The organism is Pseudomonas sp. S06B 330 (assembly GCF_002845275.2).
Classification (GTDB): domain Bacteria; phylum Pseudomonadota; class Gammaproteobacteria; order Pseudomonadales; family Pseudomonadaceae; genus Aquipseudomonas.
Genome location: NZ_CP088149.1, coordinates 1118812 through 1142713, shown reverse-complemented (window position 1 = coordinate 1142713; position 23902 = coordinate 1118812). Strand labels below are relative to the sequence as shown.

The 23902-nt window shown below is 60.8% G+C and carries 20 protein-coding genes; 4 read left to right on the top strand and 16 right to left on the bottom strand.

Annotation, left to right across the window (positions count from 1 at the left end):
• Window positions 1-6 precede the first annotated feature (6 nt).
• The 3 genes from CX511_RS05390 to CX511_RS05380 all read right to left on the bottom strand — a co-directional run bounded on the left by CX511_RS05390 (window position 7) and on the right by CX511_RS05380 (window position 2892).
• Entirely contained in the window at window positions 7-1257 is a 1251-nt protein-coding gene (locus CX511_RS05390) for an MFS transporter (RefSeq protein WP_045183502.1), read from the bottom strand.
• A 194-nt stretch (window positions 1258-1451) separates the two neighbouring features.
• Window positions 1452-2294: a mechanosensitive ion channel family protein gene (locus CX511_RS05385; RefSeq protein WP_045183504.1), complete on the bottom strand. Its 843-nt coding sequence runs from the start codon at window positions 2292-2294 to the stop codon at window positions 1452-1454.
• A 112-nt stretch (window positions 2295-2406) separates the two neighbouring features.
• Window positions 2407-2892, bottom strand: coding sequence for a YajQ family cyclic di-GMP-binding protein (locus CX511_RS05380; RefSeq protein ID WP_045183506.1), 486 nt, complete (start codon window positions 2890-2892; stop codon window positions 2407-2409).
• A gap of 113 nt (window positions 2893-3005) precedes the next feature.
• Between CX511_RS05380 and CX511_RS05375 the strand changes: the two genes are divergently transcribed.
• Genes CX511_RS05375 through CX511_RS05365 form a run of 3 tightly spaced genes read left to right on the top strand, consistent with a single transcriptional unit; the run spans window position 3006 to window position 6573 of the window.
• Window positions 3006-3923 (top strand): putative 2-dehydropantoate 2-reductase, encoded by a 918-nt coding sequence (locus tag CX511_RS05375; RefSeq protein ID WP_045183507.1) that lies wholly within the window; start codon window positions 3006-3008, stop codon window positions 3921-3923.
• A 50-nt stretch (window positions 3924-3973) separates the two neighbouring features.
• Window positions 3974-6010 (top strand): sensor histidine kinase, encoded by a 2037-nt coding sequence (locus tag CX511_RS05370; RefSeq protein WP_045183508.1) that lies wholly within the window; start codon window positions 3974-3976, stop codon window positions 6008-6010.
• 2 nt (window positions 6011-6012) lie between these two features.
• Window positions 6013-6573: a cob(I)yrinic acid a,c-diamide adenosyltransferase gene (locus CX511_RS05365; RefSeq protein ID WP_045183510.1), complete on the top strand. Its 561-nt coding sequence runs from the start codon at window positions 6013-6015 to the stop codon at window positions 6571-6573.
• A 134-nt stretch (window positions 6574-6707) separates the two neighbouring features.
• On the opposite strand, the gene CX511_RS05360 is transcribed toward CX511_RS05365, so the two are convergent.
• The 4 genes from CX511_RS05360 to secA all read right to left on the bottom strand — a co-directional run bounded on the left by CX511_RS05360 (window position 6708) and on the right by secA (window position 12501).
• Window positions 6708-7652, bottom strand: a complete 945-nt coding sequence (locus CX511_RS05360; protein ID WP_045183512.1) for a Nudix family hydrolase — start codon at window positions 7650-7652, stop codon at window positions 6708-6710.
• Entirely contained in the window at window positions 7649-8281 is a 633-nt protein-coding gene (locus tag CX511_RS05355) for a glutathione S-transferase (protein ID WP_045183514.1), read from the bottom strand. Before CX511_RS05355 ends, CX511_RS05360 begins: the two co-directional genes overlap by 4 nt.
• A gap of 136 nt (window positions 8282-8417) precedes the next feature.
• Entirely contained in the window at window positions 8418-9635 is a 1218-nt protein-coding gene (argJ, locus tag CX511_RS05350; RefSeq protein WP_101293240.1) for a bifunctional glutamate N-acetyltransferase/amino-acid acetyltransferase ArgJ, read from the bottom strand.
• A 127-nt stretch (window positions 9636-9762) separates the two neighbouring features.
• Complete coding sequence (secA, locus tag CX511_RS05345; RefSeq protein WP_045183518.1) at window positions 9763-12501, bottom strand: preprotein translocase subunit SecA; 2739 nt, start codon at window positions 12499-12501, stop codon at window positions 9763-9765.
• 285 nt (window positions 12502-12786) lie between these two features.
• Between secA and CX511_RS05340 the strand changes: the two genes are divergently transcribed.
• On the top strand, window positions 12787-13263 hold the full coding sequence (locus tag CX511_RS05340; protein ID WP_101293239.1) for a DUF721 domain-containing protein: 477 nt from the start codon (window positions 12787-12789) through the stop codon (window positions 13261-13263).
• A gap of 190 nt (window positions 13264-13453) precedes the next feature.
• On the opposite strand, the gene lpxC is transcribed toward CX511_RS05340, so the two are convergent.
• From lpxC to murD, 9 genes are all read right to left on the bottom strand, one after another.
• Complete coding sequence (gene lpxC, locus CX511_RS05335; protein WP_028943297.1) at window positions 13454-14365, bottom strand: UDP-3-O-acyl-N-acetylglucosamine deacetylase; 912 nt, start codon at window positions 14363-14365, stop codon at window positions 13454-13456.
• Window positions 14366-14477: 112 nt separating this feature from the next.
• On the bottom strand, window positions 14478-15668 hold the full coding sequence (gene ftsZ, locus CX511_RS05330; protein ID WP_045183523.1) for a cell division protein FtsZ: 1191 nt from the start codon (window positions 15666-15668) through the stop codon (window positions 14478-14480).
• 56 nt (window positions 15669-15724) lie between these two features.
• Window positions 15725-16978: a cell division protein FtsA gene (gene ftsA, locus CX511_RS05325; RefSeq protein WP_045183524.1), complete on the bottom strand. Its 1254-nt coding sequence runs from the start codon at window positions 16976-16978 to the stop codon at window positions 15725-15727.
• A 14-nt stretch (window positions 16979-16992) separates the two neighbouring features.
• Window positions 16993-17862, bottom strand: a complete 870-nt coding sequence (locus CX511_RS05320) for a cell division protein FtsQ/DivIB (RefSeq protein ID WP_045183526.1) — start codon at window positions 17860-17862, stop codon at window positions 16993-16995.
• Window positions 17863-17866: 4 nt separating this feature from the next.
• Window positions 17867-18826 (bottom strand): D-alanine--D-alanine ligase, encoded by a 960-nt coding sequence (locus tag CX511_RS05315; protein WP_045183529.1) that lies wholly within the window; start codon window positions 18824-18826, stop codon window positions 17867-17869.
• Complete coding sequence (gene murC / locus CX511_RS05310) at window positions 18823-20277, bottom strand: UDP-N-acetylmuramate--L-alanine ligase (protein WP_101293238.1); 1455 nt, start codon at window positions 20275-20277, stop codon at window positions 18823-18825. The genes CX511_RS05315 and murC overlap by 4 nt, the downstream gene beginning before the upstream one ends.
• Window positions 20270-21349, bottom strand: a complete 1080-nt coding sequence (gene murG, locus CX511_RS05305; protein WP_101293237.1) for an undecaprenyldiphospho-muramoylpentapeptide beta-N-acetylglucosaminyltransferase — start codon at window positions 21347-21349, stop codon at window positions 20270-20272. The genes murC and murG overlap by 8 nt, the downstream gene beginning before the upstream one ends.
• Window positions 21339-22553, bottom strand: a complete 1215-nt coding sequence (ftsW, locus tag CX511_RS05300; RefSeq protein ID WP_045183536.1) for a putative lipid II flippase FtsW — start codon at window positions 22551-22553, stop codon at window positions 21339-21341. The genes murG and ftsW overlap by 11 nt, the downstream gene beginning before the upstream one ends.
• Window positions 22550-23896: a UDP-N-acetylmuramoyl-L-alanine--D-glutamate ligase gene (gene murD, locus CX511_RS05295; protein WP_101293236.1), complete on the bottom strand. Its 1347-nt coding sequence runs from the start codon at window positions 23894-23896 to the stop codon at window positions 22550-22552. The genes ftsW and murD overlap by 4 nt, the downstream gene beginning before the upstream one ends.
• Window positions 23897-23902 lie beyond the last annotated feature (6 nt).

The following is a 23902-nucleotide window of genomic DNA, read 5'->3' as shown; positions in this document are numbered from 1 at the left end:
CCAGGATTATCCCGGCATCGCCTCAGACTGTGCACAAGCCGCACCCAGAACGATCTTCAGCGGCCATAGCGCCAGGACACCTGCCACCCCCGCCGCCACGGCGAAGCTGAGTAGGCTCGCCCCGGCGCCGAGCAGTGCCAGCAAGGCGCCCCCCAGGCCCAACAGGGCAATGGTGATCATGCCCAGCATGGCCGAAACCAGGCCCTTGCTCTGCTCACTGGAGAACAGCGTCATGCGGTACAGCACCGCGTTGGCGATACCCAGCCCCAAGGCATACATCGACATCCCCGCCACCAGGCTCGGAACACTGGGCACCAACCAAGTGGCCAGCATCATGCCCAGCAGTCCCACCAGGTACGGCCACAGCGCACCACGCACCAGGCTGTTGAGCGCATAGCGGTCGGCGATACGGTTGATGATCAGGTTACCCAGGATCAGGCCGGCGAACACTGGTAGTTGCCACAGTGCATAATCGAGGGTGCTCAAGCCTTCGTCGTGAATCAGCAGCACGGGCGACAGACCGATCCAACCAATCAACGGCAACCCCACCAGGCCCAGCGCCGCGCTACCCGCCACAAAGCGACGGTTGCCCAGCAGCTGGGCATAGCCGGCCAACAGTGACTGCAGGTGGATCGGCTGGAAGTCCAGTCGCGAGCCATCGCGGCGCTCCACACCCAACGTCTCTGGCATGAAGCGGTACAACGCAATCCAGGACAGCACCGCGCAAGCACCGAAGATCACAAACAGCCAACGCCACGACACCCACTCCAGCAGCAGGGTACCCACCAGTGGCCCGAGCAGTGGCGACAGCAGGGCGATATTGGCCAGCAAGGCCATCATTCGCACCGCATCGGCCTCGCTGAACGCCTCGTTCAAGGCCGGGTAACTGACCGTCACCACAAAGCCCAGGCCAATGCCCTGCAGCAGCCTCAGCAGGTTGAACCATTCGATGCCCTCAACCCAGAAGGTCGCCAGGCACGTCACGCAGAACATCGCACAGCCCACCAGCAACAGCGGCCGGCGGCCATAGCGATCAGCCAACGGGCCGATCAGCCATTGCAGCAACACGCCGCCGAGCAGGTAGAGATTCAAGGCATGGGGAATGAATTCAGGGCTGGCGTGCAAATCACCGACCACTACCGGCATGGCGGGCATCACCACATCGCTGGCGAGGTAGGTCAGCAGTTCGAACAGCGCCAGGGTCATCGCAAAGCAGAACGCTCGCAACGGGGTGATGTTGATCAACGGGGTAAGCATGATGAGACCGGCAAACAGAGGTAAGCCAGCCTATATGCCAGAAAGGCGGGAGCGCAGATAGCGCCAAGACGTGAACAAGTGTAATGCCGTGGGGGCGGATTCATCCGCGAAGGGTCGCCACGCGACCGCAATGGACTGCTGTACAGTCCCTCGCGGCAGTCCGGCGCCCCGGTGAATCCGCCCCCACGAAGGCTTTACTGCACCGCTGCTTCCTGCACCACACGGATTACCCGCTGTGGAAAGGGAATGTCGATACCCTCCTCCTTCAGACGATCACGCGCATGCTCGTTGAGCATGAACACCACATCCCAGTAATCGGCAGTGTTAACCCAGATCCGCAAGGACAGGGTGATCGAGCTATCGCCGAGCATCGACACCACCGCCTGCGGCGCCGGATCCTGGTGGACACGGGGGTCTTTGGCCAGTTCCAGCAGCACCTGACGGGCCTTCTGCAGATCGGCTTCGTAATCGACACCCACATCAAATACAACTTTGCGGGTTGGCTGACGGTTGGTGTTGGTGATGATGCCGTTGGACAGGCTGCCGTTAGGCAGAATCACGGTTTTGTTATCACCGGTACGCAGCACGGTATGAAAGATCTGGATGCTGTCGACGGTACCGGCAACACCTTGGGCTTCGATCCAGTCGCCGAGGCGGAATGGACGGAACAGCAGGATCAGCACGCCACCGGCAAAGTTGGCCAGGCTGCCTTGCAACGCCAGACCGATGGCCAGGCCCGCGGCACCAATGGCAGCAACAAACGAGGTGGTTTCGATGCCGATCATCGAGGCTACGCTGACCACCAGCAAAATCTTCAGAATGATGTTCGCCAGGCTGCTGATAAAGCCTTGCAGGGCCAGGTCGGCGTTGCGCAAGGCAAGCAGTTTGCTCAGCCGGTAGGTCACCTTGTTGATCACCCACCAGCCAATGGCAAGGGTCAGCAGTGCCAGCAACAGGCGGCTGCCATATTCCATGATCAAGGGAACCCAGGTTTGCGACGTTTTAACCAGCTGATCGACTTCAGCACTCAAATCCATAATGTTCTCCTGATGCCGAGGGGCAAAAGCTGTATAAATCGCGCCGCAATCGTTTCAGCGGCACCAAGAACCTCGGACGCCAAAACGGCGCCAAGGTTCCCAAGCACGTTGATCAGTCGCGGAAGTTGTTGAACTGCAGCGGCATACCGAACTCTTTGGCGCGCAGGGCGGCAATGGCTTCCTGCAGGTCGTCACGCTTCTTGCCGGTGACCCGCACTTGCTCGCCCTGGATGGCGGCCTGAACCTTGAGTTTGGCGTCTTTGATGTGCGCAACAATCTTCTTCGCCAGTTCCTTGTCGATGCCTTCCTTGAGGGTGGCATCCTGCTTCATCAGTTTGCCGGAGGCGTAGGCATCTTTGACTTCCAGGCACTGGACGTCGATCTTGCGCTTGACCAGGGCCAGCTTGAGGATCTCGATCATCGCTTCCAGCTGGAACTCGGCTTCAGCGGTCAGGGCGACAGTCAGTTCCTTTTCCTTGAACTCGAAGCTGCCCTTGCCCTTGAGGTCATAACGACGGTCCAGATCTTTGACTGCGTTTTCCACAGCGTTGGTGACTTCGTGCTTGTCCAGTTCCGATACCACGTCGAACGACGGCATACCTTCTCTCCAAAAAATAAACGCACGCTCGCCGCTCTAATATAAGAGCGCGATGGAGCGCGCAGGGTTTGACGGTTAAAATACCGGCTCATTATAACGGTTGCGAAACGCTGATGAGCAGCACCTGGCATATTCTCGGCGCCGGCAGTCTCGGCAGCCTTTGGGCCTGCCGCCTGGCCCGTGCGGGCAAAGCGGTCCGCTTGATCCTGCGCGATACCCAGCGCCTGCAGTCCTATGAAACGGCCGGCGGCCTGACCCTGATCGAAAAGGGCGAGGCGCAACTGCACGCGATTCCGGCGCAAACCGTACACGACAGCACGCCCATTCATCGCCTGCTGGTGGCCTGCAAGGCCTACGATGCCGAACACGCGGTTGCACAACTGGCGCCACGCTTGGCCAATGGCGCCGAACTGATCTTGCTGCAAAACGGCCTGGGCAGCCAGGATGCAGTCGCCAATCAAGTCCCCCATGCACGCTGCCTATTCGCCTCAAGCACTGAAGGCGCGTTTCGTGAGGCCGATTGGCAAGTCAATTTCGCCGGTCACGGCTTCAACTGGCTGGGCGACCCGGCCAACCCCTTGACCCCCGAGTGGCTGGATGAGCTGAACGACGCCGGGATTCCCCACCAGTGGACACCGGACATCCTCACCCGCCTATGGCGAAAACTGGCGCTCAATTGCGCCATCAATCCACTGACGGTGCTGCACGACTGCCGCAACGGTGGCCTTCAGGAGCACCATTGCGAAGTGGCGACCCTTTGTGTGGAACTCGCTGAACTGCTGCAATGCTGCGGCCAGCCCGAAGCGGCCGATGGCCTCAACGAGGAAGTTGAACGGGTGATCAAAGCCACCGCCGCCAACTACTCTTCCATGTACCAGGATGTACGCCAGGGCCGGCGTACTGAAATCCACTACCTGCTTGGTCACGCCTGTCGCGTCGCCAGCCGTCATGGCCTGGAGTTGCCGCACCTGGAACGCCTCTATCGTCGCCTGCTCGAACACCTGAGTGCGCGCCGATTGCCCTGCGACTGAAGGCAGCGTTACCCTGCCCTTTCACCCACTGACCGGGATCCCGCTATCACATGACGCTGCGCGAACGCCTGGAAAACCTGCCGGTCGGGCAGAAACTGCTGGCCGCCTTGCTGGTCCTGTTGATCACCATTTTGCTGGTGGCCAACCTGACGTTCATCAGCGCCGCCTACTGGATTTCCCAGGAAAGCATGGCGCCGCAGGCCCTGCAGACCATTGGCCGATTGGTGGCCAATCCGCAACTGTCCTCCCAAGCGGCCAATTCACCCGACGCCGCCAACGCCCTGCTCAAAGAACTCGACAGCTATACGCCGTTGCGCGCAGCGGCAGTGTACGGCAGCGACGGCAAACTGCTCGCACAGCTGCAACACGGTGAGCAACTGCCGCTGCCCACGCGCTACCGGCATATCGAGAACTGGCGTCTGACCGAGTTTCGCAGCACTCAACTGACCAAGTTGAACCGCCCTGGCAGCCCTCCTGGCTACCTGTTGATGGTGGCCAGCAGCGAACTGCCGATGGCCTTCTACACCGGCATCCTCACCGCTAGCCTCGGCATCCTGGTGTTCAGCATTCTGCTGTGGATGGTCATTGCCCGGCAGATCAAGCGCCTGATCACGCAGCCGATCGACCAGCTCGAACAGTTGTCACGCCAGGTCACCCGCGAGGAAAACTATTCCCTGCGCGCCAAGCGCGGCAATGACGATGAGATCGGTAGCCTGGCGGAAGCGTTCAACACCATGTTGTCGCGTATCGAAGCACGCGAGCAGCAGCTCAAGCGCGCACGTGACGAGTTCCAGGACGCCTATGACCAGGCCCAAGGCCTGGCCGAGGAAACCCGCCACACCAACCGCAAGCTGGAGCTGGAAGTTCAGGTCCGCAGCAAGATCGAGAAGAAACTCACCGGCTTTCAGAACTACCTCAACAGCATCATCGACTCCATGCCCTCGGCACTGATTGCCCTCGATGAACAGCTCTACGTGACCCAGTGGAACCAGGAAGCCAGCGCGCTCTCAGGCACGCCGCTGGATGAAGCCCTGAACCAGCCGATCTTTCTCGCCTTCGAGCCGCTCAAGCCGTTCCTTCCACAGCTCAAGGAAAGTGTCGAGAAGCATCGGGTAGCGAAGATTGAGCGGGTGACCTGGACCAAAGGTGAAGATGCCCGGCATTACGCCCTGACCTTCTATCCGTTGATGGGCGGGGGCGGACGCGGCGTAGTGATCCGCATCGACGACATCACCCAGCGCCTGTCGCTGGAAGAAATGATGGTGCAATCGGAGAAGATGCTCTCAGTCGGGGGCCTGGCCGCTGGCATGGCTCATGAAATCAACAACCCACTGGGCGCGATCCTGCACAACGTGCAGAACATTCGCCGGCGCCTGTCGCCAGAGCTGGCGAAGAATCAAGAGCAGGCCAACGAATTGGGCATCGACCTGCCGATCGTCAACCGCTACCTGGAAAGCCGCGAAGTCCCGCAGTTGCTCGATGGCATCCAGCAAGCCGGAGCGCGCGCAGCCAAGATTGTCACCCACATGCTCAGCTTCAGTCGGCGCAGCAATCGCCAGCTGGCCCCCTGCGACTTGCCGGCACTGATCGACCAGGCCGTGGAGATTGCCGGCAACGACTTCGACCTGACCATCGGCTTTGATTTCAAGGGCCAGGCCATCATCCGCCAGTTCGACCCCAATCTGGGGCCGGTGCCCTGCACGGCTAACGAACTGGAGCAAGTGCTGCTCAACCTACTGAAAAACGCCGCGCAGGCCATCCACCTGCGAGAAGACGACAGCGAGCCGGGACGCATCATCCTGCGCACCCGCTTGAACCCGCCGTGGGCAGAGATCCAGGTCGAAGACAACGGCGTCGGCATGCCTGAAACAGTGCGCAAACGCACCTTCGAACCGTTCTTCACCACCAAGGAAATCGGCCAGGGCACGGGCCTGGGCCTGTCGGTGTCGTATTTCATCATCACCAACAACCACAAAGGCCAGATGGAGGTGCAATCAGCACCGGGACAAGGCACCTGTTTTACCTTGCGCCTGCCACTGGCCAACAGCTCGCCGGTTGTCGTCGAGCCACAGAAAATGGAGTCTTGAACATGGGTTTTCGCTTGTCGAAGATCTACACCCGTACCGGCGACAAAGGCCAAACCGGCCTGGGCGACGGCCGTCGAGTACCGAAGGATCATCCGCGGATTGAGGCCATTGGCGAGGTCGACAGCCTCAATAGTCAGATAGGTCTGCTGCTGGCCGGGCTGGCTGAACAGGGGCTTGAGGAAGTCATCGAGGTTTTGGCGCCTTGCCAGCATCGGCTGTTTGACCTCGGTGGCGAGCTGGCGATGCCTAGCTACCAGGCGCTGAACAGTGCTGAAGTGCTGCGTCTGGAGGCGGCCATTGATCGCTGGAACGAGGAGCTGGGGCCGCTGGAAAACTTCATTCTGCCCAGTGGTTCGGCGCTGATTGCCCAAGCCCACGTCTGCCGCAGCCTGGCGCGCAGTGCCGAGCGGCGCTGTCAGCAGCTCAATAGTGTCGAGCCACTGGCGGGGGTTGGTTTGGCGTACATCAATCGCTTGTCGGATCTGCTGTTTGTCGCGGCGCGCTTGATTGCTCGGCGCCAGGGAGTAGCAGAGGTGCTTTGGCAGGCTGCGACGAAACCCTGATACTGATTCGTCGCCGCTGCCGTCAGGCTGCGATCGGGCGTGAAAAGGCCGTCATCCAGGCCCATCGCGGTGACTGGATGACGACTGCTTCGCAGCCGATCGCAGCATCACGGCAGCGGCTACAGGCCCCCAGGCTATTCTGCTGGCCAGAAAGCGCGAATCCCCGCCACACCCTGGGCACCATACTGCCAGGCCTTCTCGCGCTCAGCAGCGCCTACCCCACCCAGCAGATACACAGGCTTGCTGAAACCTTCAATCAGCCGCTGCGCCTGCTCCCAGCCCAACGGCTGAGCATCCGGATGCGTCTGAGTCGCCTGCACCGGCGACAAGGTGACGAAGTCGACCCCCATCTGCTCTGCCAGATCCAGTTCTTCGGCGCTATGACAAGACGCTGCCAACCAACGTTCCTTAGGGAACGGCCGGCCCTTGCTGGCGTACTTGTGCAATTGCTCAGAGGTCAGGTGCCAGCCGGCCGCTGGAAAGTCGCCCAACCACTCCAGCGGCCCCTTGAGCATCAATTGCGCCTTGCCGGCACACAGCCCCACCGCATCCACGGCGACGTCACGGTATTTGGGGTCGTACATGTTCGGCGCACGCAGCTGGACCAGTTTGATCCCACCGGCAATGGCTTTCTGAATACCGCGAAGCATCTGCGGCACTTCCAGCCCTTCTGGGGTAATCAGATACTCACCCGGCAAACGCGCCGCCGCCACGATCGGTCGATTGGCCTCGGGGAAGTCATACTGCGGCAATTCACGGGCGCTTACCCAGGCCAGCGGTTGACCTTCGGCGCCATGGGGCTCGCCGGTAAAACCACTGACTTCCCAGACATCCAGCAACACCTGTTTGTCTGGGTAGTCGTGCTTAATCTTGATCAATGGCCGCGCGGCAGTAACGACAATACCCAGCTCTTCGTTCAGCTCACGACCCAAGGCGACTTCCACCGCCTCGCCATCCTCGACCTTGCCGCCGGGGAATTCCCACAGGCCACCTTGATGCTGGGTATCAGCGCGACGGGCAATCAGGATACGACCGTCAGCACCGCGAATGACCGCTGCGGCTACATGTACACGCTTCACCCTTCACGCTCCGCCAGGCCAGCTTTTTGCCAGGCCTGGAAGGCTGGCCACTGGTAAATGGTTTCGATATAGCTTGCCGCGTCAGCTGGCACGTCCACCCGATAGGTACGCAAGCGCACGGCAATCGGAGCGAAGAACGCATCGGCCAGGCTCGGCTGACCGAACAGGAACGGACCGCTGTCTTTGGCAGCCAGACGACATTCGGACCACAGCGCGACGATACGGTCGATGTCCACCTGAACTTCCAGGGAAACATTCTCCAGCGCTTCATCGCGGGACAGATCGAACGGCATGTTGCCACGCAGGGCGAAGAAGCCACTGTGCATCTGCGCACAGGCAGAACGGGCCTGGGCGCGCGCAGCGACATCGGTCGGCCACAGATTGGCTTCGGGGTGACGTTCAGCCAGGTATTCAGCAATCGCCAGGGAGTCGGCAATGATGCCGTGCTCACACTTGAGCAGTGGCACCTTGGCTGTCGGCGAGAACTCCAGCAGCCGCGTGCGGGTGTCAGGCTGGTTGAGTTTGATCAGGGTTTCTTCGTAGCTAGCACCGGCCAGTTCAAGGGCCAACGCGGCGCGCAGCGACCAGGAAGAATACAGCTTGTCGCCGATGATCAGGTGGTAACTCATGGTTCGGCTCCAGAGTTTGAGAAGAGAAAGGTCCTTTGGACCTTATCGCTGGCAAGGCCAGCTCCCACAGGGCTATGCGTGCCCCTTGTGGAAGCCGGCCTTGCCGGCAATCAGCCGCACAGCGGCTGGAAGTACATCAAGTACGGTACTCAGCGTTGATTTTCACGTACTCGTGGGACAGATCAGTGGTCCAGATGGTTTCGCTGCACTGGCCACGGCCGAGCTCGATACGGATGGTGATTTCCTCTTCAGCCATCACCGCCGAACCTTGAGCTTCGGTGTAACTGGCGCTACGGCCGCCTTTGCTGGCGATGCAGACATCACCCAGGTACACATCGATCAGGCTGACATCCAGCTCAGGCACACCGGCACGGCCGACGGCAGCCAGAATCCGGCCCCAGTTCGGGTCGGAGGCGAACAGAGCGGTCTTGATCAGTGGTGAGTGGGCCACGGCATAACCGACATCCAGGCATTCCTGATGGTTGCCGCCGCCGTTGACTTCGACAGTGACGAACTTGGTCGCGCCCTCGCCATCACGAACAATGGCTTGAGCCACGTCCATGCACACCTCGAACACCGCTTTTTTCAGCGCTTCAAACAGTGGCCCCTTGGCCTCGGTGACTTCAGCGACATCCGCTTTGCCCGTAGCGATCAGCATGCAGCAATCGTTGGTCGAGGTGTCGCCATCGATGGTGATGCGGTTGAACGACTTGTTGGCGCCGTCGAGCATCAGGTCCTTGAGCACCTGCGGGGCGACCTTGGCGTCGGTGGCGATGTAACCGAGCATAGTGGCCATGTTCGGGCGGATCATCCCGGCGCCTTTGCTGATGCCGGTAACCGTGATGGTTACGCCTTCGTGCTGGAATTGACGGCTGGCACCCTTGGGCAGGGTATCAGTGGTCATGATGCCGGTCGCCGCAGCGGCCCAGTTGTTTTCCGACAGATCGTCCAGTGCAGCCTGCAGGGCGCCTTCGATTTTCTCGACCGGCAGTGGCTCACCGATTACACCGGTGGAAAACGGCAATACAGCGCTGGCATCGACGCCTGTCAGTTCAGCCAGCTTGGCGCAGGTACGCTCGGCAGCCGCCAGGCCTGGAGCGCCAGTACCGGCGTTGGCATTACCGGTGTTGGTCAGCAGGTAGCGCACGGTGCCTTGCACGCGTTGCTTGGCCAGAATCACTGGCGCTGCGCAGAACGCATTGAGGGTGAACACGCCAGCAACGCTTGAACCTTCGGCGCAGCGCATGACCACCACGTCCTTGCGCCCCGGGCGCTTGATACCCGCAGAGGCGATGCCGAGTTCAAAACCTGGAACCGGGTGCAACGTTGGCAAAGGACCAAGACCAACAGCCATGAAAGCGCTCCTAGAAAAAGTACACCGGGTCGAATAAGCCGGTGCTTGAGATGGAACAACGCCGCGACGGTACGGGACCGGTCGCGGCGTGGTGTTCGTGAATCAGCGGACTGCCGGGCAGATGGCGTTAGTTGATCTGACCGTGGCAGTGCTTGAACTTCTTACCCGAACCACACCAGCACAGCTCGTTGCGGCCCAGCTTCTGCTCGTTGCGCACCGGGGCAGCGGCGACAGCGACTTCAGCGCCCTCTTCCTCTTGCTCCTCGACGTGCTCAAGCCCTGGGGCCGCCGCGTGCTGGAACTGCATGCGTGCAGCCAGTTCTTCTGCTTCGCGGCGCAGACGCGCCTCTTCTTCGGCCGGATCTTCGCGACGCACCTGAACGTGCGAGAGCACGCGGATGGTGTCGCGCTTGATCGAGTCGAGCAGTTCCTGGAACAGGTTGAACGACTCGCGCTTGTACTCCTGCTTCGGGTTCTTCTGCGCGTAACCACGCAGGTGAATACCGTGACGCAGGTGGTCCATGGTCGACAGGTGGTCTTTCCACAGGTCATCCAGAACGCGCAGCAGAATCTGCTTCTCGAAGGTGCGCAGGGCTTCGGCGCTGGCCTGCTCTTCCTTCTCGTTGTAGGCCGCCAGCAGCTCGGTCATGAGCTTCTCGCGCAGGGTTTCTTCGTACAGGTGATCGTCTTCGTCGAGCCACTGCTGGATTGGCAGCTTAACCCCGAAATCGCTGGCCAGCGCAGCTTCCAGACCGACTACGTCCCACTGCTCAGGCAGCGATTGCGGCGGAATGTGCTGGGCGACGGTGGCGTCGAGCACTTCCTGACGGAAGTCGGCAATGGTGTCACCAATGTTGTCGGCTGCCAGCAGGCTGTTACGCATGTGGTAGATGACTTTACGTTGCTCGTTGGCGACGTCGTCGAACTCCAGCAGCTGTTTACGAATGTCGAAGTTGCGACCTTCGACCTTGCGCTGGGCTTTCTCGATGGCGTTGGTGACCATGCGGTGCTCGATGGCCTCACCGGACTGCATGCCCAGCGCCTTCATGAAGTTCTTCACCCGGTCAGAGGCGAAGATACGCATCAGGCTGTCTTCGAGCGACAGGTAGAAACGGCTCGAACCCGGGTCACCCTGACGACCGGCACGGCCGCGCAGCTGGTTGTCGATACGACGCGACTCGTGACGCTCGGAAGCGATCACATGCAGGCCACCGGACTCGATCACCTGCTGATGACGCTTCTGCCAGTCGGCCTTGATCTGCGCGATCTGCTCCGGCGTCGGGTTCTCCATGGCCGCGACTTCGACTTCCCAGTTACCGCCCAGGAGAATGTCAGTACCTCGACCGGCCATGTTGGTAGCAATGGTCAGCGCACCCGGACGACCGGCTTGCGCGATGATCTCGGCTTCCTTCTCGTGGTACTTGGCGTTCAGTACCTTGTGATCGATGCCTTCCTTTTGCAGCAGGTTGGACATGTGCTCGGAGGTTTCGATAGTCGCCGTACCGACCAGGACAGGACGACCTTGGGTCATGCTTTCCTTGATGTCGGCAATGATCGCAGCGTACTTCTCTTCCGCGGTCAGGTACACCAGGTCGTTGTAGTCCTTACGCGCCAGCGGCTTGTTCGGCGGAATGACCATAACGTTGAGGTTATAGATCTGGGCGAACTCGAAAGCTTCGGTATCAGCAGTACCGGTCATGCCGGACAGCTTGTTGTACAGACGGAAGTAGTTCTGGAAGGTGGTCGACGCCAAGGTCTGGCTTTCGGCCTGGATGTTCAGGTTTTCCTTCGCTTCGATGGCCTGGTGCAGGCCTTCGGACAGGCGACGGCCCGGCATGGTACGCCCGGTGTGTTCGTCGATCAGCAACACCTGACCGTCCTGAACGATGTACTCGACGTTGCGATGGAACAGCTTGTGCGCACGCAGGCCAGCGTAGACGTGGGTCAGCAGGCCGAGGTTGTGCGCCGAGTAGAGGCTCTCGCCTTCGGCCAGCAGGCCGACCTGAGCGAGCATCTCTTCGATGAACTGGTGGCCCGCTTCGTTGAGTTCGACCTGACGGCTCTTCTCATCGATCTTGTAGTGGCCTTCCTGGGTAACTTCACCCTCGACTTCCTCGATGTGCTGCTTGAGGCGCGGGATCAGCTTGTTGATTTCGATGTACAGCTTGGAGCTGTCTTCGGCTTGGCCGGAGATGATCAGCGGAGTCCGCGCTTCGTCGATCAGGATGGAGTCGACTTCGTCGATCACGGCGAAATTCAGCTCGCGCTGGAATTTCTCTTCCATGCTGAACGCCATGTTGTCGCGCAGGTAGTCGAAACCGAATTCGTTGTTGGTGCCGTAGGTGATATCGGCAGCATAGGCCGCGCGCTTTTCTTCAGGCGGCTGGAACGGCGTGACAACGCCGACCGTCAGGCCGAGGAATTCATACAACGGACGCATCCAGTTGGCGTCACGGCGGGCCAGGTAGTCGTTGACCGTGACCACGTGCACACCTTTGCCGGACAGTGCATTGAGGTACACGCCCAGGGTTGCGACCAAGGTCTTGCCTTCACCGGTACGCATTTCTGCGATAGTGCCTTCGTGCAAGGCCATGCCGCCGATCAGCTGAACATCGAAGTGGCGCATGCCCATGACCCGCTTGCCGGCCTCACGCGCGACGGCGAAGGCCTCTGGCAGCAGTTGATCGAGGGTCTCGCCTTTGGCCAGACGCTCTTTGAACTCTGCGGTCTTGGCACGCAGCTGTTCGTCCGAGAGGGCGACCATCTTCTCTTCGAAGGCATTGACGGACTGCACCGCCTTGAGCAGGCGTTTCACCTCGCGCTCGTTCTTGCTTCCAAAAAGTTTTTTTAACAAAGGCGCAAACATATCGACAGGATCTTCCACACATAGGGATGGAGGGCGGCCCCGTGAGTCGCCCGTGCAGCCCTTATGGCCGCATGCGAACGAGCATTCTACCCGGAAACGACGGTGAGGAAAGTGGCGGATGTCCACGATGCTGGCACAGCGCTTTGACGGGGCTTTTTTACAATAAGGGCTTTTTTCACAACTTCAACCCATGGGCAACATGAAGTTTTTTCCATAAACACCCGGACAAGGCGCCGACCGGGGGATCTGATAAGATGCCGGTACTGTAACTTCAGGTGTCCTTTCATGGCTTTTCGCCCCTTGCCGGCCCGCGCACCCGCTGTACTGCTGCGCGAAGCCCGGCCGCTCAAAGCCCTGTTCAGCCAGGCCCAACGCCTGGCGCAACTGCAGAAGCTGCTCGACAGCCAGCTGCAGCCGGCTGCCCGGGAGCATTGCCATATCGCCTCGTGGCGCGAAGGTACCCTGCTGCTGATCGTCACCGACGGTCATTGGGCCACACGCCTGCGCTACCAGCAAAAACGCCTGCAACGCCAGCTGCAGACGCTGGAAGCCTTCAGCAGCCTGACCCGGATTCTGTTCAAGGTGCAACCGCCGACTACCCAGAGTCGGGCTATCGGGCATACCGCCGACCTTTCCAGCCGTGCAGCGGAAAATATCCAGGCAACCGCCGAAGGTATCACTGACCCGAAACTGCGCGCAGCGCTGGAGCGCTTGGCCAGTCATGCGCGAGACAAGGACAGCGCTGGCAGTACTAATTCGTAGCCGCTGCTGCCAGGCTGCGATCGGCTGCGCAGCAGTCGTCATCCAAGCGCTGCGAGGGGCCTGATTGGCGGCCGTTTCACGCCCGATCGCAGCCTGGCGGCAGCGGCTACAGCCCCACGTTCAGTTGTGCAGGCATAAAAAAGGCCACCCGAAGGTGGCCTTAATCAATCACTAGAGAGAGTGTTCGAACTTACACTGCCGCAACCGGACGCATGTAAGAGATCGGTGCCGTACTGGCATCTTCGAAAGTCACCACTTCCCAGGCATCGGTTTCCTCGATCAGCTTGCGCAGCAGCTGGTTGTTCAGCGCGTGTCCGGACTTGTAGCCCTTGAACTCGCCGATCAGGCTGTTGCCCAGCAGGTAGAGGTCGCCGATGGCGTCGAGGATCTTGTGCTTGACGAATTCGTCTTCGTAACGAAGACCGTCTTCATTGAGCACACCGTCCTTGTCGACCACGATGGCGTTTTCGACGCTGCCGCCGAGCGCGAGATTGTGCTTGCGCAGGTACTCGATATCGCTCATGAACCCGAAGGTCCGGGCGCGGCTGACTTCCTTCACAAACGAGGTGCTGGAAAAGTCCACGCTGGCACTTTGGGTCCGGTTACGGAACACCGGGTGATCGAAATCGATCTCGAAACTCACCTTGAACCCGTCGAACGGCAGGAAAGTGGCGCGCTTGTCGCCATCTTCCACTGTCACTTCGCGCAGGATGCGGATGAATTTCTTCGCTGCGTCCTGTTCTTCCAGGCCGGCAGATTGAATCAGGAATACAAAGGGCCCTGCGCTACCGTCCATGATCGGCACTTCGGACGCGGAGAGCTCGACGTAGGCGTTATCGATGCCCAGGCCAGCCATGGCCGAGAGCAAGTGCTCAACCGTGTCTACCTTGGTATCGCCATTGACCAGTGTCGTCGACATGGTGGTCTCGCCGACATTTGCCGCGCGGGCAGGAATTTCCACCACGGGGTCGAGGTCGGCACGGCGAAATACGATGCCGGTATCCACAGGTGCAGGTTTGAGGGTCAGGTAAACCTTTTCCCCGGAGTGCAGGCCGACACCTGTGGCACGGATAATATTTTTCAGGGTGCGTTGTTTAATCATGGCATTGGCCGCTTCAGCGCAAATTGCGAACTGGTATCAACAAAGACTGGGGATAATACCAGACCCGGCCTTTGCTGAACACCAATCACCCTTATACCCCTGATAAATTTCATCAATCGGCCTGACGACGCAGGAATGCCGGGATGTCCAGGTAATCCAGATCGTCTTGCGGATTGAGTTTAGCGGCAGCGGCTGCACCGGCATGCGCCTGATTGCGCATTACGGTCGGGCGCTCCAGGTCACGGTAGTTCACCGACGACTGCTCCTGACGCACAGGTGCCGGAGCGGCAGTCTGCATGGCAGCGGTTTGCATGGTGTTGTCGATGACCTTGACCGGCTTCTCGATCTTCGCGCCCAGGCCCGTGGCAACCACGGTCACGTGCAGCTCGTCGCGCATGTCTGGATCGATAACGGTACCGACCTTGACCATGGCGTGATCGGAAGCGAAGGCTTCAATGATGCTACCGACGTCCGAGTACTCACCCAGCGACAGGTCAGGACCTGCGGTGATGTTGACCAGGATGCCGCGAGCGCCCTGCAGGTTGACGTCTTCGAGCAGCGGGTTACGGATGGCCGCTTCAGTCGCTTCACGCGCACGGTTCGGACCGCTGGCGCAGCCAGTGCCCATCATCGCCATGCCCATTTCGCTCATCACGGTACGCACGTCGGCAAAGTCGACGTTGATCATGCCCGGACGCTTGATGATGTCGGAGATACCGCGAACGGCACCGGCCAGAACGTCGTCAGCCTTGGCGAAAGCCGACAGCAAGCTGGCGTCTTTGCCGAGGATGGTCAGCAGCTTTTCGTTCGGGATGGTGATCAGCGAGTCGACGCTGTCAGCCAGTGCACGGATGCCTTCATCGGCAATCTGCATGCGCTTGCGACCTTCGAACGGGAACGGACGGGTCACCACCGCAACGGTGAGGATACCCAGCTCCTTGGCCACTTCGGCGATGATCGGCGCAGCACCGGTACCGGTACCACCACCCATGCCGGTGGTGATGAACACCATGTTGGTGCCCTGCAGCACTTCAGCGATGCGCTCACGGTCTTCCAGCGCGGCCTGACGACCGACTTCCGGATTGGCACCAGCACCCAGGCCTTTGGTCACGCCGGTACCCAGTTGCAGAATGGTACGTGCGCCAATGTTTTTCAGCGCCTGAGCATCGGTGTTGGCGCAGATGAACTCAACGCCTTCGATGTTGCTCTTGACCATATGATTGACGGCGTTGCCACCGCCGCCACCGACACCGATCACTTTGATGACCGGGCTTTGCGGGACGTTGTCTACGAGCTCGAACATTTTCCCTCTCCTTACAGTTCTCTAGTTTTTGCGCCTACTACTACTGCTTTGAAACTTTAAAAGTTGCCTTTGACCCAGCGGGTGAAACGCTCTAGCGCTGGGGCTTTTGGTTCATCGCCATAGTTGTTGTTACTGGTACCGGTCAGGCTGACGCCGTCGGACTGCTTCTGCAGGCCGTAGGTCAGCAGACCGACACCGGTGGAATAGATCGGGTTGCGCACCACGTCGCTCAGACCCCGAACGCTGTGCGGCACGCCCAGGCGTACCGGCATGTGGAAAATCTCTTCGGCCAGCTCCACTGCACCTTCCATCTTCGAGGTGCCGCCGGTCAGGACGATGCCCGCCGGGACCAGGTCCTCGTAGCCGCTGCGACGCAGCTCGGCCTGGATCAGGGTGAACAGTTCGTCGTAACGCGGCTCGACCACTTCAGCCAAGGCCTGACGCGACAGTTCGCGCGGTGGACGGTCGCCAACACTTGGTACCTTGATGGTTTCACCGGCACCGGCCAGCTTGGCCAGGGCGCAGGCGTAGCGGATCTTGATCTCTTCGGCGTACTGGGTCGGGGTACGCAGGGCCATGGCGATGTCGTTGGTCACCTGATCACCGGCAATCGGGATCACCGCGGTGTGACGGATCGCGCCTTCGGTGAAGATGGCGATGTCGGTGGTACCACCACCGATGTCGACCAGGCACACGCCCAGCTCTTTCTCGTCATCGGTCAGCACCGAGTAGGCCGAGGCCAGTTGCTCAAGGATGATGTCGTCGATTTCCAGGCCACAGCGACGCACGCACTTCTCGATGTTCTGCGCGGCATTGACGGCACAGGTGACCACGTGAACCTTGGCTTCCAGACGCACGCCGGACATGCCCAGTGGCTCGCGCACGCCTTCCTGGTTGTCGATCACATAGTCCTGCGGCAGGGTGTGCAGGACCCGCTGATCAGCCGGAATGGCAACAGCCTGGGCGGCGTCGAGGACGCGCTCAAGGTCAGCTGCACTGACTTCACGGTCGCGAATCGCAACGATACCGTGGGAGTTCAGGCTACGGATGTGATTGCCGGCCACGCCAACAAAGGCCGAGTGGATCCGGCAGCCGGCCATCAGCTGGGCTTCTTCCACTGCCCGCTGGATCGACTGCACGGTCGATTCGATATTGACCACCACGCCCTTCTTCAGCCCGCGCGAAGGATGGGTGCCGATACCGACGATTTCCAGGGTACCGTCGGCCGCGACTTCGCCTACCAGCGCCACTACCTTGGAGGTGCCGATATCGAGCCCGACGATCATTTTGCCGCTATGCGCATTTGCCATGGTCCTGCCTCTCTCTAATTCTTCGCAACGGCGGGTTGGGCCGTCGTCGGTGCAATCGGTTCCCGCCAGCCAACGGCCAGGCCATTGGCGTAACGCAGATCGATGCGGGCGATTTTGGTGATCTGTTCTTTGAGTGTCTTGTCGTAAATGGCAATGAAGCGGCGCATTTTTTCCACCAGATGGTCGCGCCCCAGCAGCAGTTCGATACCTGGCCCAGCGCTGCCAGCGCCGGTGGTCAGGAACCAGCTGCCGCGCTCGCGCACTTCCAGCCGGGCAATCGAAAAGCCCATTGGCCGCAACATCTGGCTCAGTACCTGATATTGCTGCATCACTTGTTGCTGCGCCCGCTGCGGCCCGAACAGCTGCGGCAGGTGCTCGTAGTTGGCCAGCTCGCGCGGGGTAAAGGCCTGGCCCTGGTTATTGAGCAAGGCTTCTTCGCCCCAACGCGCGACCGGCAACTGTTCTTCCAGACGGATCACGACTTCATCCGGCCAGACCCGACGCACTTCGGCATGGGCGATCCACGGCATCTTCTCCAGTTCCGCGCGCATGCTGGCCAGGTCGACAGTGAAGAAGCTGGCAGCCACATACGGGGCAATGCGTTGCTGCACCGCTTGCTGGCTGATGTAACTCAGATCACCCTGCACGGCGATCTTGGTGATCGGCCGGTCGGCGTACGGCATCAACCGTTGCGCACCTTCGTAGGCGCCAAAACCGGCGACAACCAGCAGCACCGGCCAGAGCAGGCGCTTGAAGACGCTGAAGTTGGCCTTGGGCAGGCGCGCCGACAGCGGCTCTTTGGCCACCATCCGGCTGGCACCACGCGGCACCGGCTTGCTGCGGCCGGTGGCGGGTTGCTGATGACGTAACATCGCGCCTTGCATGGGTTTAACCTCGCGCCGGGGCGCTGGCCGCCAGGATCGCCAGCACTAACTGCTGGAAGTCCAGGCCGGCCGCGCGTGCCGCCATAGGGACCAGGCTGTGATCAGTCATGCCTGGTGCGGTGTTGACTTCGAGCAGCCAGAAATTACCCTGCTCATCCTGCATGACATCCAGCCGCCCCCAGCCTGCGATGCCAACGGCGTCACAGGCACGGGCAGTCAGTTCGATCAGTTCTTGTTCCTTTTCAGCGCTCAAGCCACAAGGAATCCGGTACTGGGTATCGGAAGCCAGGTACTTGGCGTCGTAGTCGTAGAACGTGTGCGGCGTGCCCAGGGCGATCGGTGGCAACACCTGACCACGCAGGGTCGCGATAGTGAACTCCGGACCATGAATCCATTGTTCGACCAACACTTGCGAATCGTAGGTGGCGGCGTCCTTCCAGGCGGCGATCAATTCATCGACGCTGGTCACTTTCGCCATACCGATACTGGAACCTTCATGGGCCGGTTTGACGATCAAAGGGAAGCCCAGTTCCGTGCCCGCCAAAATACAGTCAGCTTCGCTGCTCAGCACGGCGTGACGCGGCGTTGGAATCCCCAGGCTCTGCCACACCTGCTTGGTGCGCAGCTTGTCCATGGCCAGGGCCGAGGCAAGGATGCCACTACCGGTGTAAGGAATGCCCAGGCATTCGAGCAGGCCCTGCATGCTGCCGTCTTCACCGCCACGACCGTGAAGGATGATGAAGGCGCGATCGATCTTCTCGCTCTGCAGACGATCGAGCAGGTCGTCACCGACATCGATGGCAACCACGTCGACACCAGCGCTGGTCAGCGCGTCGATCACTGCTGCGCCGGATTTCAGCGACACCTCACGCTCGGCACTCTTGCCACCGTAGAGCACGGCGACGCGGCCAAAGTCTTTCACAGCAATAGTGGAGTGCAATTTTTCGTAGGCGTTCACAGTCATTTCGACTTCCCCTGACTGGCAACAGCACCAGCGAACAACGGACTCTTGAGTAATTGCGGGGCCAGGCCACCGATATCACCGGCCCCCTGGCACAGCAGGATGTCGCCAGTACGCAGCAGCGGCTTGACCAATGGTGCAAGCTCAATGCCACGTTCGATGTAGATCGGGTCGAGCTGACCGCGCTGACGAATGCTGTGGCACAGCTGACGGCTATCAGCCCCCGGGATCGGCTCTTCACCGGCCGGATAGACTTCCATCAGCAGCAACACGTTGGCATCGGCCAGAACCTGAACGAAATCGTCGTACAGGTCACGGGTGCGGCTGTAACGGTGTGGTTGATACACCATCACCAGGCGCCGCTCCGGCCAGCCACCGCGCACCGCCTTGATCACCGCCGCCACTTCCGTCGGGTGGTGACCGTAGTCGTCGACCAACATCACGCTGCCACCGTCCACCGGCAACTCGCCGTAGACCTGGAAGCGTCGCCCTACCCCTTGGAACCCGGACAGGCCCTGGACGATGGCCGCATCGCTGATGCCTTCGTCAGTGGCAATGGCGATGGTCGCCAGGGCGTTGAGCACATTGTGGTTGCCCGGCATGTTGACCGACACATCCAGCGGCTCGCGGTCGCGGCGCAGCACGGTGAAGTGAGTCTGCATGCCTGACTGACGAACATTGATCGCACGCACGTCGGCTTCTTCGCTGAAACCATACGTGACCGCCGGACGCTTGACCTGCGGCAGGATCTCACGCACCACCGGATCGTCCAGGCACATCACCGCCAGGCCGTAGAACGGCAGGTTGTGCAGGAACTCAACGAAGGTTTTCTTCAACTTGTTGAAGTCGCCTTCGTAGGTTGCCATGTGGTCGGCGTCGATGTTGGTGACCACCGCTACCAGCGGCTGCAGGTGCAGAAAGCTGGCGTCACTTTCGTCGGCTTCGGCGATCAGATAACGGCTGGTACCGAGCTGGGCATTGGTACCTGCTGCATTCAGACGACCACCGATGACAAAGGTCGGGTCCAGGCCTCCGGCGGCAAACACCGAGGCCAGCAAGCTGGTGGTGGTGGTCTTGCCATGGGTACCGGCGACCGCGATGCCGTGGCGGTAGCGCATCAACTCAGCCAGCATTTCGGCACGTGGCACCACCGGGATCCGCCGCTCAAGCGCGGTGGCAACTTCCGGGTTGGAGGTATTGATGGCGCTGGAGACCACCAGCACATCAGCGCTGGCGGCGTTCTCGGCACGGTGGCCGATGAAGATTTGCGCACCAAAGGATTCCAGGCGCTCGGTGACGGCCGAGGTCTTGAGGTCGGAGCCCGAGACCTGGTAACCCAGGTTCAGCAAGACCTCAGCGATCCCGCACATACCCACGCCGCCGATACCGACGAAATGGATGCGGCGGATACGGCGCATTTCCGGTTGTGGCATGGCTTTCTTGCTTTCAACCATGGGCCACCTCCAGACAGATATCGACCACGGTGCGGGTGGCCGCGGGTTTTGCCAGGCGCCGGGCAGTGGCGGCCATGGTGGTGAGTTTTTCCGGTTGCATCAGCACCTCGTTCAGGCGTTCAGCGAGTTGCGCTGCGCCAGTTGTCGCTTGTGGCATCAGGAAGGCAGCGCCTTCGCGGGCCAGATAATGAGCGTTGTGGGTCTGGTGATCGTCGATGGCATGGGGCAATGGCACCAGCATCGATGGCAAGCCGGCCGCAGCCAGCTCACTGACGGTCAGCGCGCCGGCGCGGCAGACCACCAGATCGGCCCAGGCGTATGCCTTGGCCATGTCCTTGATGAACGGCTCTACCTGAGCCTCGACTCCAGCTTCGCGGTAACGCTCGGCGGTAATCTGGTCATGCTGTTTACCTGCCTGGTGGAATACCTCGGGACGAACGTCCGCGGGCACCTGGGCCAAGGCTTGAGGCAGCAATTTGTTCAGCGGTTCGGCGCCCAGGCTTCCGCCCAGCACCAGCAAGCGTGGCCGACGTGCGTCCAGCGACTCGCGTGGGGTGTCCATGAACAGTTCGCTGCGCACCGGATTGCCGGTGGTACGCAACTTGTCCGATGTGGCAAATGTGCCGGGGAAAGCTTCGCAGACTCGGCCGGCCAACGGCACCAGCAGCCGATTGGCGGTACCGGCGCGGGCATTTTGCTCGTGCACCACGACAGGCACGCCGCACAGCTTGGCGGCAACACCGCCAGGGCCAGTCACATACCCACCGAAGCCAACCACACAAACCGGCTTGAGCTGGGCAATGATGCGCCGCGCCTGCAACACCGCCTTGATCAGGGTGAACGGTGCCTTGAGCAGCGACAGCTTGCCCTTGCCACGCAGGCCGGTGACCTGGATCAGGTGCAGCGGCAAGCCCGCCTGGGGCACCAGTTCGTTTTCGATACCACGCGGGGTGCCCAGCCAGTGCACGCTGTAACCGCGCGCCTGGAACTCACGGGCGCAGGCCAGGGCCGGGAACACGTGTCCACCGGTGCCGCCAGCCATGATCAGTACATTCTTGCCGTCAGCGGCCATGATGTGGCTCCTCGGCAAAATCGCTTTCATCAAATTCGTGTTCTTCGCTGCCCAAGTGGGTGCGACTCTCCCATTCGATCCGCAGCAACAGTCCAACACAGGCGCAGCAGATCACCAGCGAGCTACCGCCGTAGCTGAGGAACGGCAGGGTCAGACCCTTGGTCGGCAGCAGGCCGACGTTTACGCCGATGTTGATCAGGAACTGACCAATCCACAGGAAGGCCAGACCAAAGGCCATGTAGGCAGCAAAGAACTGCTTGGCTTTCTCGGCCCACAAGCCGATGTACAAAGCACGTACGGTGACGAACACGAACAGCGCCACGGTAACCAGCGAGCCAACGACGCCCAGCTCTTCAGCCAACACCGAAAACACGAAGTCAGTGTGCGCTTCAGGCAGGTAGAACTGCTTCTGTACACTGTTGCCCAGGCCAACGCCGAGCCACTCGCCACGACCGAAGGCGATCAGCGCCTGGGTCAGCTGGTAACCGGAACCGAACTGATCAGACCAGGGATCGGTAAAAGTAATCAGACGCGCCATCCGGTAGGGCTGGGCCTGAACCAGAACAAACACTGCGCCCACCGCCAACACCACCATCAAGCTGAAGCGGAACAACCCCACCCCGCCGAGGAACAACATCGCGGCTGCCGCGCCCATCATCACGACCGTGGCACCGAAGTCCGGCTCCATCAGCAACAGGCCTGCCATGGGCAGCAGGACGATGAACGGTTTGAAGAAGCCCATCCAGCTTTCACGCACCTCGGTCTGACGCCGCACCAGGTAACCGGCCAGGTAAATGACCACGAAGACCTTGGCGATTTCCGAGGGCTGGACGTTAAAGAAGCTGAAACCGATCCAGCGCATCGAACCGTTCACTTCGCGACCAATGCCCGGAATCAGCACCATCACCAGCAAGGCAAAGGCGCCGACCAGCATGGTGAAGCCCATCTTCTGCCAGGTGGCGATCGGCACCATCATGGTGACGATGCAGGCGAACACACCAATGGCCACATACACCAGGTGGCGGAACATGTGATACAGCGGATTACCCGACTGCACCGCGGCGACTTCCGAAGAGGCCGAGGTGATCATCACCAGGCCGAGGCCGAGCAGCGCCAGGCACCCGGCGAGCATGGCGAAATCGAGGTCGACACCGCGACCGCTGATCAGCGGCGACGGATAGGGCTTGATCATGCCGAAGATCATGCCAGCCCTCCTACGGCTTGAGCGAACAGGCGCCCACGCTCTTCAAAATTCTTGAACATGTCGAGACTGGCGCACGCCGGCGACAGCAGCACGGCATCGCCAGGCTGAGCCAACTCGGCCGAACGCTGTACGGCTTCATCGAGGGTCTTGACCCGAATCAGTGGTACTTCATCACCCAGCGCTTGAGCCAACAGCTCAGCGTCGCGGCCGAGCAACACCACTGCGCGGCAGTGAGCGGCAACCGGTGCACGCAAGGCGCTGAAGTCAGCGCCTTTGCCATCGCCACCGGCAACCAGTATCAGCTTGCCGTCGATATCGGCACCCAGGCCTTCGATGGCGGCCAGCGCCGCACCGACGTTGGTGGCCTTGGAATCGTCATACCAGCTCACACCGTTGCGCTCACGTAACCATTGGCAACGATGGGCAAGACCGGCAAAGGTGCGCAGGCTGGAGAGCATGGCATCCATCGGCAGGCCAACGGCATGACCCAGGGCCAATGCCGCCAGGGCGTTGGACTGGTTATGGGCGCCACGAATCTTCAATTCACGAACCGGCATCAGGTTCTGGAACTCAAAGGCCAGGTATTTCTCACCGTTCTCTTCGCGCAGGCCAAAGGCCTTGAAGTCAGGTGCATTGAGACCGAAGGTCCACAACGGTTGGCCCTCGGCCAGCAGCGGACGGCTGAGCGCGTCCTGGCGGTTGACCACCACTTGCCGTGCACCACGGAAAATCCGGTGCTTGGCCAAGTGGTAGGCCGGCAGGCCGCTGTAGCGGTCCATGTGGTCTTCGCTGACGTTGAGCACGGTGGCGACTTCAGCATTGAGCTGGTCGGTGGTTTCCAGCTGGAAACTCGACAGTTCCATGACATACAACTCGACGTCATCGCTGAGCAGGTCCAGCGCCGGGGTACCGAGGTTGCCACCCACCGCCACACACTTGCCGGCCGCAGCGGCCATTTCGCCGACCAAAGTGGTCACCGTGCTTTTCGCATTGGAGCCGCTGATGGCGATGATCGGCGCCTTGGCATTGCGGGCGAACAGTTCGATGTCACCGGACAGTTTCACGCCGCGGGCAGCGGCTTGCTGCAAGGCCGGTGTCGCCAGTGCCAGGCCAGGGCTGACATACAGTTCGTCAGCGCGGCAGAGAAACTCGACGTCCAGTTCGCCACAGCGCACTTCCACCTGCGGGTAATCACGGCGCAGGGTTTCCAGTTCCGGGGGTTGCTCACGGGTGTCGGCGACCGCAAAGGCAACGCCCCGGTTCGCCAGGAAGCGAACCAGGGACATGCCGCTCTTGCCGAGGCCGACAACGATGCGGAAGTGGTCAGAAGCGATCAGTGACACGCGTTT